The 14,197-nt window shown below is 63.0% G+C and carries 11 protein-coding genes, 1 pseudogene and 1 CRISPR repeat array; of the genes and pseudogenes, 9 read left to right on the top strand and 3 right to left on the bottom strand.

Annotated features, from left to right (window positions below; translation table 11 throughout):
• The 9 genes and pseudogenes from QCE48_RS00510 to cas2 form a co-directional block, all read left to right on the top strand.
• Positions 1–776: pseudogene (locus QCE48_RS00510) on the top strand (CRISPR-associated endonuclease Cas3''); the annotation flags it as partial.
• Positions 777–794: 18 nt separating this feature from the next.
• A complete protein-coding gene (gene cas3, locus QCE48_RS00505) occupies positions 795–2,522 on the top strand; it encodes a CRISPR-associated helicase Cas3' (protein ID WP_309788311.1) in 1,728 nt (575 codons plus the stop codon).
• 92 nt (positions 2,523–2,614) lie between these two features.
• On the top strand, positions 2,615–3,289 hold the full coding sequence (gene cas5c, locus QCE48_RS00500; protein ID WP_309786730.1) for a type I-C CRISPR-associated protein Cas5c: 675 nt from the start codon (positions 2,615–2,617) through the stop codon (positions 3,287–3,289).
• Entirely contained in the window at positions 3,286–5,118 is a 1,833-nt protein-coding gene (gene cas8c / locus QCE48_RS00495; protein ID WP_309786731.1) for a type I-C CRISPR-associated protein Cas8c/Csd1, read from the top strand. Before cas5c ends, cas8c begins: the two co-directional genes overlap by 4 nt.
• Positions 5,115–5,984 carry a type I-C CRISPR-associated protein Cas7/Csd2 gene (cas7c, locus tag QCE48_RS00490; RefSeq protein WP_309786732.1) on the top strand — a complete coding sequence of 290 codons (870 nt, stop codon included), beginning with the start codon at positions 5,115–5,117 and terminating at the stop codon, positions 5,982–5,984. The genes cas8c and cas7c overlap by 4 nt, the downstream gene beginning before the upstream one ends.
• A 1-nt stretch (position 5,985) precedes the next feature.
• Positions 5,986–6,651 carry a CRISPR-associated protein Cas4 gene (gene cas4 / locus QCE48_RS00485; protein ID WP_309786733.1) on the top strand — a complete coding sequence of 222 codons (666 nt, stop codon included), beginning with the start codon at positions 5,986–5,988 and terminating at the stop codon, positions 6,649–6,651.
• The gene (cas1c, locus tag QCE48_RS00480) at positions 6,636–7,538 is read left to right on the top strand and encodes a type I-C CRISPR-associated endonuclease Cas1c (RefSeq protein ID WP_309786734.1); all 903 of its coding nucleotides are present in this window, start codon (positions 6,636–6,638) and stop codon (positions 7,536–7,538) included. The genes cas4 and cas1c overlap by 16 nt, the downstream gene beginning before the upstream one ends.
• Before the next feature lie 15 nt (positions 7,539–7,553).
• Complete coding sequence (locus QCE48_RS00475) at positions 7,554–7,676, top strand: hypothetical protein (RefSeq protein WP_309786735.1); 123 nt, start codon at positions 7,554–7,556, stop codon at positions 7,674–7,676.
• A gap of 10 nt (positions 7,677–7,686) precedes the next feature.
• Positions 7,687–7,977, top strand: a complete 291-nt coding sequence (gene cas2 / locus QCE48_RS00470; RefSeq protein WP_309786736.1) for a CRISPR-associated endonuclease Cas2 — start codon at positions 7,687–7,689, stop codon at positions 7,975–7,977.
• 192 nt (positions 7,978–8,169) lie between these two features.
• A CRISPR array of direct repeats spans positions 8,170–11,414; the repeat unit is 32 nt; unit sequence GTCGCGCTCTTCGCGAGCGCGTGGGTTGAAAC.
• Positions 11,415–11,469: 55 nt separating this feature from the next.
• On the opposite strand, the gene QCE48_RS00465 is transcribed toward cas2, so the two are convergent.
• Genes QCE48_RS00465 through QCE48_RS00455 form a run of 3 tightly spaced genes read right to left on the bottom strand, consistent with a single transcriptional unit; the run spans position 11,470 to position 14,191 of the window.
• Positions 11,470–12,492, bottom strand: a complete 1,023-nt coding sequence (locus QCE48_RS00465; protein WP_309786737.1) for an XdhC family protein — start codon at positions 12,490–12,492, stop codon at positions 11,470–11,472.
• Positions 12,465–12,998 carry a carbon monoxide dehydrogenase subunit G gene (locus QCE48_RS00460; RefSeq protein WP_309786738.1) on the bottom strand — a complete coding sequence of 178 codons (534 nt, stop codon included), beginning with the start codon at positions 12,996–12,998 and terminating at the stop codon, positions 12,465–12,467. The genes QCE48_RS00465 and QCE48_RS00460 overlap by 28 nt, the downstream gene beginning before the upstream one ends.
• Positions 12,989–14,191 carry a VWA domain-containing protein gene (locus QCE48_RS00455; RefSeq protein ID WP_309786739.1) on the bottom strand — a complete coding sequence of 401 codons (1,203 nt, stop codon included), beginning with the start codon at positions 14,189–14,191 and terminating at the stop codon, positions 12,989–12,991. The genes QCE48_RS00460 and QCE48_RS00455 overlap by 10 nt, the downstream gene beginning before the upstream one ends.
• Positions 14,192–14,197 lie beyond the last annotated feature (6 nt).

The following is a 14,197-nucleotide window of genomic DNA, read 5'->3' as shown; positions in this document are numbered from 1 at the left end:
ATGCGCCGAGATTCAAAGCGCGGCGGGTTGCTAAAAAAGCAGAAGGCCGTTTCGACGTATGTCGAAACGGCCTTCTGCTTTTTGGCGCAGCAAAGCAATAAATCATTCGCACAGCACATGTGTTCTTGCCTATACGCCAAGTGTCGAGCAGCAATTCAGCGGCGCACGAATCACTCGCGCGGGTTTGCAATTGTTCACACCTCAGGATGTTTTCGAGACAAGTCGACTTCGAGAATCGGCGCAAGCGGCGCCTACACCGGACGCCCGTCCGACACCAACAACGGAGGCAAGCCATTGTCGAACTCATCACGCTTTTACGCGCACTCCACCGACACGGCCGATCGAACCGACTGGCAGCCTCTCGCGGACCATCTGAACGCCGTCGCCCTGCTCGCGGGACGTTTCGCCCGGCCATTCGGCGCGGAAGCACTCGCGCACGTCGCCGGATTGCTTCACGACCTCGGCAAATACACCGTTGAATTCCAGCGACGCCTCGAAGGAGAGGAGCCCGCGTCGATCACGCGACCTGGGGCGCAAAGCTCGCTTGCGAACGATATGGACGCCTTGGACGGCTCATCGCCTATGCGGTCGCGGGACATCACGCGGGACTCGCCAATGGCCGCGAAGCCGGCGAACGGACGGCGCTCGACGAACGACTTAAGGCGCGGCTGCCGAATCTGTCGCCCGCATTCGAGCGCGAACTCACCCTGCCAGCGTCGGCCGCCGAAGTCATGCCGTCAAAATTGCGGAGAGACAAAGCCCGAGAGGAATTTCAACTCTCGCTGCTGACGCGCATGATCTTCTCGTGCGTCGTCGATGGCGACTATCTGGATACCGAACGATTCTATGGCGACCCGAAAATTCTGCTTGCACGCGATGCGCCAAAGCCGAGCCTGATCGAACTGCGCGCCCGCCTCGACGCGTATCTCGGTAACTTCAAGACAGAGAAGCCGATCGACGCCACACGCGCCGACATCCTCTCCTACGCCCGCTCCCGCGCGACCGAAGCGCCCGGTATGTTCTCGCTCACCGTGCCGACCGGCGGCGGAAAATCCCTCACATCGCTTGCCTTCGCGCTCGATCACGCGATCGCGCACGGACTCGATCGCGTCATCTTCGTGATCCCGTTCACGAGCATCGTCGAGCAGAATGCCGCCGTGTTCCGCAAGGCATTCGGCGATCTCGGCGAGCGCGCAATCGTCGAGCATCACAGCGCCTTCATCGAGCCGAAGGGCATGAAGCACGACTCCGCCGCCAAGCTTCGCATCGCGATGGAAAACTGGGACGCGCCCGTCGTCGTCACGACGTCGGTGCAATTTTTCGAGAGTCTCTACGCCGCGCGCCCGTCGCGTTGCCGCAAGCTGCACAACATCGCGAACAGCGTCGTGATTCTCGATGAAGCGCAGGTGCTTCCGCTGCCGCTGCTTCGGCCTTGCGTCACGGTGCTCGACGAACTCGCGCTCAACTACCGCACGAGCGTCGTGCTCTGCACCGCGACCCAGCCCGCGCTGAATGCGCCGAAGTTCGAAGGCGGCTTCGCCGACGTGCGCGAACTCGCGCCCGAGCCGCAGCGTTTGTTCGACGCACTAGCCCGCGTCAAGCTGGAGATAGCCGGCCCGCTCGACGATGAGCAACTCGCTCAGCGCATGCGCGATCGCGATCAGGTGCTATGCATCGTGAACAACAAACGGCAGGCGCAGACGCTGTTCAAATCGATCGAACACGAGCCGGGCGCGCGTCATCTCAGCACGCTGATGCACGCGAAACATCGCACACGCGTACTCGATGACGTGCGCAAACTTCTCAAAGAAGGAAAGCCGTGCCGCCTCGTCTCGACTTCGCTGATCGAAGCGGGCGTCGACGTGGATTTCCCCCATGTCCTGCGTGCGGAAGCGGGCCTCGACTCGATCGCGCAGGCTGCGGGCCGGTGCAATCGCCACGGTGATCGTCCGCGCGACGAAAGCATCGTCACGGTATTTTGGCCGGCCAATCCGGACTGGAAGCCGCCGAAGGAACTGGAAGCATTCGCGAACAAAGCGCGGGAAGTGCTGCGCGAGCACGGCGATGATCCGTTGTCGCTCGCAGCCATCGAGAAGTACTTCAATCAGCTTTACTGGCAAAAGGGCGTCATGGAACTCGACAAGCGCAACCTGCTCGGCTTGATCGAGGCCGGCAAACTGGAAGGATTCCCGCTCGAGCATATTGCACGGGAATTCCGGATGATCGACAACGCCGACATGCCCATCATCGTCGCCGACGACGAGCACTCGCGGAAGCTGGTTCACGACCTTCGCTTCGCCACGCAATGCGGTGAAATCGCCCGCAAGCTTCAGCCGTATATCGTCCAGGTACGCCCTCAGGCTTACGCGCGGCTTGCGGCGTCGGGCGCAATCGAGCCGATCGAGCAAGACCGCTTCGGCACCCAGTTCATGCAATTGACCACAATGAATTTTTATGATGAACGGTACGGCCTTCGTATCAATGAAGACGTTAACTTGAACATCGGGGGTCTGATTGCCTGACATCAAGCCTTCTTGATTCGCGTCCATTTTAATTAATCAGGATATCTTATAGATTGTAAGTCGGTCCAAGCACGAAAGACAAGAGAGACAACATGGCATATGGAATCCGCCTGCACGTCTGGGGCGACAGAGCCTTGTTCACGCGACCCGAAATGAAGGTCGAGCGCGTGTCCTACGACGTCATCACGCCGTCGGCCGCGCGTGGAATCGTCGAGGCGATTCACTGGAAGCCGGCGATCCGCTGGGTCGTCGATCGCATTCAGGTGTTGAAGCCAATCCGCTTCAATACGATTCGCCGCAACGAAGTCGCGAGCAAGATTCCGGCCGCCAGCGCGCGCTCGGCGATGAAGGCGGCACGCGTCGATGGTCTCGTCAATTACGTCGATGAAGACCGCCAGCAGCGCGCATCCATGATCCTGCGCGACGTCGCCTATGTGATCGAAGCGCATTTCGTTCTGACCGACAAGGCCGAAGCCGGCGAGACTGTCGGCAAGCATCTCGACATCTTCAACCGGCGCGCGCGCAAGGGCCAATGTTTTCACACGCCCTGCTTCGGGACCCGCGAGTTTCCCGCGAATTTCGAATTGCTCGAAGACGGCAAGGAAGCGTCTTCGCCGCACGAATCGCTGATCGAGATGAAAGACCTTGGCTGGATGCTGCACGACATCGATTTCGACAACGGCATGACGCCGCACTTCTTCCGCGCATCCATGAAGAACGGATGGATCGAGATTCCGCTGCTCGTCCTTGAAGGGAGCACGCGATGATCTTCAGCGCCCTTGCGCGACACTACGACCAGCAAGCGAAGCGCGGCAAGCTGCCCGCTTTCGGGCTGAGCCAGGAGAAGATCAGCTTCGCGCTGCTGCTCGCGAAGGACGGAACGCTCGTCGATGTGGACGATATCCGCGACCACGAAGGCAAGAAGCCGAAATGGAAGCTGCTGACCGTGCCCGCTTCGTTCAAGCGTCCGGGCATCTCGCCGGCGCCGTTCTTTCTTTGGGACAAGACCGCGTTCGTGCTCGGCGTCGAACAGAAGGCGGGGTCGGGCGCGCCCGCGCTGAATCTGAAATCGCATGGCGCGTTCAGGGCGCTGCATCTGGAGCGCCTTGCCGATGCGACCGACGAAGGACTCGTCGCGTTGCGAAAGTTTCTCGAAGCGTGGGTGCCGGAGAAGTGGAGCGAATTTCCGGCCATCGTCAAACATGTGCCGGACTTGTTCGCGTCGAATGTGGTGTTCCGGCTCGATGGCGTCGCGGGCTACATCCATGAAAGCGCGGCGGCGAACGAACTGGTCGCGCGCCACGGCGCCGAGGACGATAGTCCCACGGCCATGTGTCTCGTCACGGGCGAAACGCGGCCGATCGCGCGGTTGCATCCGGCGATCAAGGGCGTTTGGGGCGCGCAGGTTGCGGGGGCGTCGATCTTCTCCTTCCACGTCGACTGCTCCAAGTCATATGGAAAGGAGAACGGCGCCAACGCGCCCGTCTCGACGTCCGCCGCGTTCGGTTACACCACGGTCCTCAATCATTTGCTGCAACGCGATCCGCATCATCGGCAGTGCGTGCAGATCGGCGATGCCAGCGTCGTGTTCTGGGCCGAAGCCGACGACGAATCCGCGCAGGAAGCGGCCGAATCGCTGCTCCTGGACGCGCTCGATCCATCGCCGACCGATTCCGGCGAAACGGCCAATCTGCGGCTCGCGCTCAAAGAGGTATCGCAGGGACGCGCAGTCGAAACGCTCGATACGCGCCTCGATCCGAAAACGAAGATGTTCGTGCTGGGACTGTCGCCGAATGCGTCGCGGCTGTCGATACGGTATTGGGCGACAGCAAGCCTTGAGGAGTTCGCGAAACGCCTCGCGCAGCACTACGACGATCTTCTGATCGAACCCGTGCCGTGGAAGACGCCGCCCGCCGCGTGGCGCCTTCTCGCTGCCACCGCCGCACAAGAAAAGAGCGAGAACGTCCCGCCGCAACTCGCGGGCGCCATGATGCGCGCGGTGCTCACCGGGTCCCGCTATCCGCGTTCGCTGCTGAGCGCCGCAATCGTGCGCATGCGCGCGGACAAGGACGTCTCGGGTCTGCGCGTGGCGTTATGCAAAGCCGTTCTCGCGCGCGATCTGCGCCTGAACGTGAAAGGAATCGAAACGGAGATACCTGTGAGCCTGAATAGAAACGATCCCACGCCGAGTTATCGCCTCGGTCGCCTGTTCTCGGTGTTGGAGAGCATTCAGAACGCCGCGCTGGGTGACAAGCTCAATGCGACGATTCGCGACCGCTATTACGGCTCGGCGTCCGCGACGCCCGCGCTCGTGTTTCCGCTTCTGATGCGCGGTGCGCAAAACCATCTGTCGAAGGCGATGAAGGCTCCCGAGACCCGAGGCCGCGCCATCTCGCTCGAACGGGAAGCCGGCGAGATCCTCGACGGCGTTGGCAGCCACTTTCCGCGCACGTTGTCGCTGGAGGATCAGGGCCGCTTTGCGATCGGCTATTACCACCAGCGCAGCGAACGCTTCCGGCGCAAGTCCGACGGCAACGACGCATCCGGTCTCACTGACGACCACACTGACCCCATCACGGAAGAAACAACCGCATGACCACCATCGCCAATCGCTACGAATTCGTCTATCTGTTCGACGTGACCAACGGCAATCCGAACGGTGATCCGGACGCGGGCAATCTCCCGCGCCTCGACCCCGAAACGAATCATGGCCTCGTCACCGATGTCTGCCTCAAGCGCAAGATTCGCAATTACGTGAGCCTGGAGAAAGACGGCGAAGCAGGACACGCGATCTACATGCAGGAAAAGGCCGTGCTGAACAATCAGCACAGGAAGGCTTATCAGGCAAAGAACCTCGAACCCGTCGATAAAAAACTGCCGAAAGATCCCAAGCAGGCAGACGCCGTGACCCGTTGGATGTGCGACAACTTCTTCGACATCCGCGCGTTCGGTGCCGTGATGACCACCGGCATCAATTGCGGACAGGTGCGCGGGCCGGTCCAGTTCACGTTCGCATCGTCGATCGAACCGGTCGTGCCGATGGAAGTGTCGATCACACGCATGGCCGTCACGCACGAGAAGGACGCCGAAAACGAACGCACGATGGGACGCAAGCATATCCTGCCGTATGGACTCTACCGCGCGCACGGCTTCATCTCCGCGAAACTCGCCGAACGCACCGGCTTCACGGAGGACGATCTCGAACTCCTCTGGCGCTCGCTCACCGGCATGTTCGAACACGACCGCTCGGCCGCGCGCGGCGAGATGGCGGCGCGCAAGCTCATCGTCTTCAAGCACGATCATCCGATGGGCAACGCGCCGGCGCATGTGCTCTTCGATGCCGTGAAAGTCGCGCGCACGAAGACAGACGCCGATCTGCCCGCGCGCCACTTCTCGAACTACGAAGTGACGATCGACGCTCACAGGATTCCGCCGGGCGTGACGGTGATCGACCGCATCTAGGATGACAGACGGCGCATCCGTCGACGAAGCCACGATCCCCCTCTCGGCGCTTCAGCATTTTCTGTACTGTCCGCGTCAGTGCGCGCTGATCCACGTCGAGCGCATCTGGACGGAAAATGTGTACACCGCCGAGGGGCGCGTGCTGCACGAACGCGCCGATACGCCGCGCGCCGCCGGCCGGCATGGTGTCCGAACGGTGACGGCCATGCCGCTATCGAATCCCGGTCTGGGTATCGCGGGCGTCGCGGATGTCGTCGAGTTTCACCAATCGGACGACGGCTCGCGCGAGCGCGCCTATCCGGTCGAATACAAGCGTGGACGTCCGAAGGCCCATCGCGCGGACGAAGTCCAGCTATGCGCACAGGCGCTGTGCCTCGAAGCGATGCTCGGCCAGTCGATCGACGAAGGCGCGCTCTTCTACGGCACGACGCGGCGGCGGCGCATCGTGTCCTTCGATGCCGAACTCCGGCGCCTGACGCTCGCGACAATCGAAGCGGTCCGCGCGTTGATGCGCAACGCACGGACGCCGCCGGCTCAATACGAAGCGCGCCGCTGCGACGCCTGCTCATTGATCGACGACTGTCAGCCTCGGACGCTGAGTCGGCACGCATCGGCGAGGACATGGTTTGAAGCCCAACTTGAGACTGATCCATGCGACGGCAGTTGAACACGCTCTACGTGACGACGGAGGGCGCGTGGCTCAAGAAGGACGGCGCGAATGTCGTCATGGAAGTGGACGGCGCCGAACGCGCGCGTCTGCCGATTCACATGCTGGCGAGCGTCCTCTGCTTTGGTCGCGTGCTCGTGTCGCCGCCGCTGCTCGGGTATTGCGCGCAACAGGGGGTGAGCGTCGCGTATCTGTCTGCCAACGGGCGGTTTCTCGCGCGCGTCGAAGGTCCGGTGGCCGGCAACGTGCTGCTGCGCCGCGAGCAGTATCGCGTGAGCGACGACCTGCCGCGCGCGGCGCCGATCGTGCGCAACGTTCTGGCGGGCAAGCTGTACAACCAGCGCGCGGTGATAAGCCGTGCGTTGCGCGACTATGGCGACGACTTCCCGGATGATTGTCTGCAAGCGATCGAACGGGCGCGGACGCGTCTTGCGATGATCGCGCGGCGTCTGCGGATCGAATGCGACATCGACGTGTTGCGTGGCCTGGAAGGCGAGGCCGCGCAGAGCTATTTCGGTGTGTTCGGTCATCTGATCCGCGTCAGGCATCCCGCGCTTCAGTTTCGCGGCCGAAGCCGGCGGCCGCCGCTCGATGCGATCAACGCGGTCCTTTCCTTTCTGTACACGCTGCTCACGCACGACTGCCGGTCGGCGCTCGAAACGGTCGGGCTCGATCCTGCCGTGGGCTTTCTGCATCGCGACCGGCCGGGGCGGCCGAGTCTGGCGCTCGATCTAATGGAAGAGATGCGGCCGGTCATCGCGGATCGCCTCGCGCTGTCGCTCGTGAACCGCAAGCAGTTGAACGAGCGCGACTTCAAGACACTCGATAACGGCGCCGTGACGATGAGCGAAGCGGCGCGCAAGGCGATTCTCGTCGCGTATCAGTAACGCAAGCGCGACGAGATGTTGCATCCATTCATCGACGAAAAAATGCCGCTCGGGATGGTGCCGTTCGTGCAGGCGCAGTTGCTCGCGCGTCATCTGCGCGGCGATCTCGATGCCTATCCGGCGTTTCTCTGGAAGTGAGGAGCCGTTCATGATGGTGTTGGTGAGCTACGACGTCGCGACTTCGTCCGACGGCAGGTCGGGCCGTCTGCGCAGAGTGGCGCGCGCTTGCCGGGATTACGGTCAGCGTGTGCAGTACTCGGTGTTCGAGATCGAGGTGGACCCGGCGCAGTGGACCTTGCTCAGGCATCGGTTAGTCGGATTGATCGATCCGGAGGTCGATAGCTTGCGCTTTTATTTTCTCGGCAAGAACTGGGGGAAGCGGATTGAACACGTCGGCGCGAAGGCGGCTGTCGATTTGAATGGGCCGTTGGTTGTTTGAGTGGGCGGGGTGAAGTGCGAACGTGAAGCGGGTGGGGAAATGCCGGGAGGTTCGCGGGGTTTGTAACGGCTTGATTATTATGTGAATTTTGGTTGGTTTGGGCTGGTGTCGTGCGGTGTTTGCGGTTTTTTCGACAGGTTCGCGGATGAGCGGGGATTTTTGTCGGGAAATCATTGAGTTGAGAGGGATGGAGTCGCGCTCTTCGCGAGCGCGTGGGTTGAAACGCCGCGCTTCGAGCGCGTCCCATGTCGCGGGCTGGTCGCGCTCTTCGCGAGCGCGTGGGTTGAAACCGTGCCACTCTCGGTTCTATATTTGAGGGAATCGTCGCGCTCTTCGCGAGCGCGTGGGTTGAAACTTGTCGAGTGCAGCGATCGCCTCTTTTTGCTGCGTCGCGCTCTTCGCGAGCGCGTGGGTTGAAACGCACGCAGGTCGCGAAACTGGAACTCGTCATCGGGTCGCGCTCTTCGCGAGCGCGTGGGTTGAAACATGCCGTCGACGGCAGTCACGATCGTGCTGAGCACGTCGCGCTCTTCGCGAGCGCGTGGGTTGAAACGTCATCCCACGACCACGGTCCCGGCGTATGTTTTGGTCGCGCTCTTCGCGAGCGCGTGGGTTGAAACTGGACGCAAAAGGTCGGGCAGTTGGAGTCCCCGTTGGTCGCGCTCTTCGCGAGCGCGTGGGTTGAAACCGACCGTGCCGGTAAGTCTGCGCGCGGGTCGCATCGTCGCGCTCTTCGCGAGCGCGTGGGTTGAAACTTTGCCAGAAATCCGCGCAGGTCGCATGGACATCGTCGCGCTCTTCGCGAGCGCGTGGGTTGAAACAAATACGAGCCGCCCACATGGTCGGGCATCGTGCCCGGTCGCGCTCTTCGCGAGCGCGTGGGTTGAAACCTTCGAGCAGAGTTTTGCTAAGAGTGCGGCGGGCGTCGCGCTCTTCGCGAGCGCGTGGGTTGAAACACGAAGTCGTTCGACAGTGGCACGTCGACACCGGCCGGTCGCGCTCTTCGCGAGCGCGTGGGTTGAAACCGCGAGCGCGAGGCGACGCAGAAAATGACGGTCAAGTCGCGCTCTTCGCGAGCGCGTGGGTTGAAACACTCAGATCCCGTATTCGATCACGATCGTTGATGCGGTCGCGCTCTTCGCGAGCGCGTGGGTTGAAACATGAGCACGCAGGCGGAAATAGCGCAGCGCAGCGCGTCGCGCTCTTCGCGAGCGCGTGGGTTGAAACTTGTATTCGCAATGACCCATCCACTCGGATGGATCAGTCGCGCTCTTCGCGAGCGCGTGGGTTGAAACACGAATCACTCCAAGTCGCCTAACGCTGAAATGGCGGTCGCGCTCTTCGCGAGCGCGTGGGTTGAAACTTCGCTGGCTTGTCGAACAGTCCAACAAGGAAGCGTCGCGCTCTTCGCGAGCGCGTGGGTTGAAACAATCGTCGACGCCTCGTCAGTATTTTCTGACGCATCGTCGCGCTCTTCGCGAGCGCGTGGGTTGAAACGGCCAGCAACACCCGATCCGGCTTCATCCGCATGCAGTCGCGCTCTTCGCGAGCGCGTGGGTTGAAACAAACACAAGGGCTGATGATGCGGTTCTGCCGGCCCGTCGCGCTCTTCGCGAGCGCGTGGGTTGAAACTCGAACCGCTCGCGATCAACATCCGCGTCGTTCTCGGTCGCGCTCTTCGCGAGCGCGTGGGTTGAAACTCGTCGAGCAGGGTCCGACCGGCCCTATCGGCACGAGTCGCGCTCTTCGCGAGCGCGTGGGTTGAAACAAGGAGCTTGCGATCAAATGAGCAACGCAATGACCTGTCGCGCTCTTCGCGAGCGCGTGGGTTGAAACAACAGGTCGGTGGCCCGCCTGTGAGCGTGTGGCGTCGCGCTCTTCGCGAGCGCGTGGGTTGAAACTGTACCGTTGTGAACTAGTTTGATCACTATCATAGGTCGCGCTCTTCGCGAGCGCGTGGGTTGAAACCGGTTGTCGTCGACGTACGCCCGCGCGCGATACACGCGTCGCGCTCTTCGCGAGCGCGTGGGTTGAAACTCGTGGAACCCGCGCGAATCGACTGACCCGGTTGAGTCGCGCTCTTCGCGAGCGCGTGGGTTGAAACAACACCCAAGCGACGGGCGGCTGCCAAGTTGTGGGTCGCGCTCTTCGCGAGCGCGTGGGTTGAAACAGGGCGGCAGCTATGCCGCATTCGGTGTGCCCTACGTCGCGCTCTTCGCGAGCGCGTAGGTTGAAACTTCTCGGGCGCGTGGCGTGGCGATGCGGCGCGCGCGGTCGCGCTCTTCGCGAGCGCGTGGGTTGAAACAATCTCTGGATGGCCGACAGTTTCATACCCGTGGGGTCGCGCTCTTCGCGAGCGCGTGGGTTGAAACACTTTTCGCGCCGCGCCGCTGTCGCATGCCTGGCGTCGCGCTCTTCGCGAGCGCGTGGGTTGAAACGGCGCGCCATTGCCGCCATCCGATCCCGGGCCAACTGTCGCGCTCTTCGCGAGCGCGTGGGTTGAAACTCGGGCGGTTGGCCTGCAATGGCGGGGGCGCTTGGGTCGCGCTCTTCGCGAGCGCGTGGGTTGAAACTTGGCATATTTATGGGCCTATATATCCTCGGAGGCGTCGCGCTCTTCGCGAGCGCGTGGGTTGAAACATCTCCGGGGCTGGGCTCACGAACCCGCAGCTCGTCGCGCTCTTCGCGAGCGCGTGGGTTGAAACTCACTCCTTCCACCAGATTGAGAAATCCTGCTGACGTCGCGCTCTTCGCGAGCGCGTGGGTTGAAACCTTGGTCATCTCTGGAATATCGACGCGATGCCAGAGGTCGCGCTCTTCGCGAGCGCGTGGGTTGAAACACCTGCTTGCCGTCGTCGCAATTCAGATGTTGGTCGCGCTCTTCGCGAGCGCGTGGGTTGAAACCATTTGTTAGCAATCCGCTATTGAATACGGAAATGGTCGCGCTCTTCGCGAGCGCGTGGGTTGAAACCCTTAGAATCGAATTGAGCTGCTCGAGCGTTAGGTCGCGCTCTTCGCGAGCGCGTGGGTTGAAACATGTCATTGATTGCCGAATCAAGCCATCCGCGAAGTCGCGCTCTTCGCGAGCGCGTGGGTTGAAACTTCTGCGGAGAGCCGATCGAAGGAAACCACGAAAGTCGCGCTCTTCGCGAGCGCGTGGGTTGAAACTTGCTTCCGCGGCGCGCGCCGGATGGATGAATGAGGGTCGCGCTCTTCGCGAGCGCGTGGGTTGAAACGCGAAGGTGCAGGACGCACTCGAAGTGACCGGCAAGTCGCGCTCTTCGCGAGCGCGTGGGTTGAAACCCTGCCTTGACGCCTGCGCTTGTCGGCGCGCCGTGGGTCGCGCTCTTCGCGAGCGCGTGGGTTGAAACCATCCGTCCGGCTGCGCCTCATGCGGTGCGCTCTGTCGCGCCCTTCGCGAGCGCGTGGATTGAAACGACATTGACAGCGCTGGTGGAGTCGACCCGGCATGTCGCGCTCTTCGCGCCCCCCTCAAACCCCACAAACCACCCCATCCCGCCCCTCGACCTCCCGCGCGGCCTTCGCCCCTTCGACCTTCAATAGCTCCGGCAACGACACCCCGTTCTTCGCCGCCGTCACCTCCGCGAGAATCGAAACCGCGATCTCCGGCGGCGTGCGGCTCCCGATATAAATCCCCACCGGCCCATGCAACCGGGCCAACTCCGCCTCGGACAAATCAAACTCCTTCAGCCGCTCCCGCCGAGCCGCATTGTTCCTCCGCGACCCCAGCGCGCCGACGTAAAAAGCCGGCGTCTTCAACGCCTCCATCAACGCGAGATCGTCCAGCTTCGGATCATGCGTCAGCGCGATCACCGCGCATCGTTCATCGAGCTTCATGTCCATGACCGTATCGTCCGGCATGGTCCGCACGATGGTCGTCCCGGGCACGTCCCACTCCTGCGTATACTCCTCGCGCGGATCGCACACGGTCACCTGATAATCCAGCCCCACGGCGATATTGCACAGATACCGCGACAACTGCCCCGCGCCGATCACCAGCATCCGATAACGCGGACCGTGGATCGTGAGCAGCGTCGCATCGTCGAAGAGCACGCCATCGGTCGCCAGCGCCGGTTCCATCCGCACTTCGCCCGTCGTCATGTCCAGCGACCGCGCGACGAGCCTTCCCGCCTCCACTGCCTCGCATAATCCCGCGATCCCGCTTTGCCGCGTCAACGGCTCCAGCACGAGCTGAATCGTCCCGCCGCAAGGCAGCCCGAAACGATGCGCCTCTTCCGCCGTAATGCCGTACTTCACGGCCTCGGGCCGCGACTGATCGATCCCGCGCTGTCGCACGCGTTCGATCAGATCGTCCTCGATACATCCGCCCGACACCGAGCCGACCACGTGCCCGTCATCGCGCACCGCGAGCATCGCGCCCTCGGGCCTCGGCGACGAGCCCCACGTCTTCACCACCGTGACGAGCAGCACGCGATGTCCGTCTTCGAGCCACCGAGCGCTGTTCCTCAGGACTTCGAGATCCACGCTGTCCATGATTTCTTTCCTTTCTCCTCGTCGTCACCCGGCGCGGCCTCGCCGTCTCCCGCCGCCGGCGCGCCCTGCAACTGCGCACTGAAGCGCTTGAAAAATTCCCCGGCAATCTTGCGCGCCGCTCCATCGACGAGCCGCGAGCCGATCTGCGCGAGCTTCCCGCCGACCTGCGCATTCGCGCTATACGAGAGCTTCGTCGTGTCGGCATCGTCGCCGGGTTCGAGATCCACCTTCGCGCTGCCCTTGCTGAAACCCGCCGCGCCGCCCTGCCCTTCGAACACGATCGTGTACGTATGCGGCGCGTCGATCTCGGTGAGATTCATGCGTCCCTTGAAGCGCGCCTTCACTGGCCCGACCGATGCTGTCATCGCCACCGCATACGCGTTCTCGCCGTCGGCTTCGATGCTCTCGCAGCCGGGAATGCAAGCACGCAGTATCTCCGTGTCGTTCAGCGCTTCCCATGCGCGCGACTGCGGCACAGGCAACGTGTGAGTCTCGGTCAGTTCCATCGCATGTCTCCTGTGTTGCGGGCCGCCGTGCGTCCGTTCATCGACGCCAGTTCCCGCCCGACAGCAGCAAGGCTGTCGAGGTTATGCGCCGCGAGCATCGCATCGACGTGCGGCAGGATCGCGCGCACGCCCCGCGCGCGCGGCGTGAAATCCGGATAACGCAACAGCGGATTGAGCCACACGAGCCGATGCGCGAAGCGCGCGAGCCGCGCCATTTCGGCATCGAGCACGTCGATCGCTTCGTGATCGAGGCCGTCGGTCACGAACAGCACCGTCGCCCGCCCCGAGAGCACGCGGCGCGCCCAGCGCCGGTTGAACTCGGCGAGCGCGGCGCCGATGCGCGTGCCGCCCGACCAGTCGACGACCTGATCCGCCAGCCCCGCGATCGCGACATCGGGATCGCGTTCGCGCAGTGCGCGCGTCGCGTTCGTGAGCCGCGTGCCGAACAGAAAGACCTGCAGCCGTTCGCGCGATTGCAAGAGCGCATGGCAGAAGTAGAGCACAGCCCGCGAATACGCGCTCATCGAGCCGGAAATGTCGAGCAGCAGCACGAGCGGCGGACGGCGCTCGACCGTCGCGCGGTACTTCCACACGGTCCAGTCGCCGCCGGATCGCACCGCGTGACGCGCGCTCGCGCGCAAATCCGCGTGCGTGCCGTGCGATGCCGCCTTCAGACGCCGCGTCGGTTCGGTCGCGAGCGGCAACCGGTGCGAGCGAATCTGATGCCGCAACGTGCGCCATTCGTCGGCGGTGAGGGTGTCGAAGTCGCGATGGCTCAGGCGCTCGTCCGCGCTGAACGTCATGCGCGCGTGCAGTTGCTCGGGCTCACGGTCGGGCTCTGCGGGTCGTTGCTGCGCCGACGATTCAGCGCGCGCCGCAAGCGCATCGGCGAGGCGGTTGTTGCGTTTGGGCGGCGGCGCGCCGCTTTTGACTTTCGGCAACAGCAGCGCGCGCAGCTTGCCTTCCCAGTCGGGATCGCGCCAGAAGAGATCGAATGCGGCATCGAAGATATCGCGCTCGTCGGGTGCATGCACGACGAGCGACGCCAGCGTCGCGCGCACGTCCTCGCGACGGGCGATGTCGATCCAGCAGAGCGCGTCGAGCGCATCCACCGCGTGCGCCGGCGACATGCCGAGCCCCGCGCCGCGCAAGAGGCGAATGAAGTGCACGACGTTGCGCGCGAACGGTTCCATCGCGGA

Origin of the sequence: Caballeronia sp. LZ024, assembly GCF_031451455.1 — a bacterium.
GTDB classification, from domain to species: Bacteria; Pseudomonadota; Gammaproteobacteria; order Burkholderiales; family Burkholderiaceae; genus Caballeronia; species Caballeronia telluris.
This window is presented reverse-complemented; position numbering and strand designations above follow the sequence as displayed.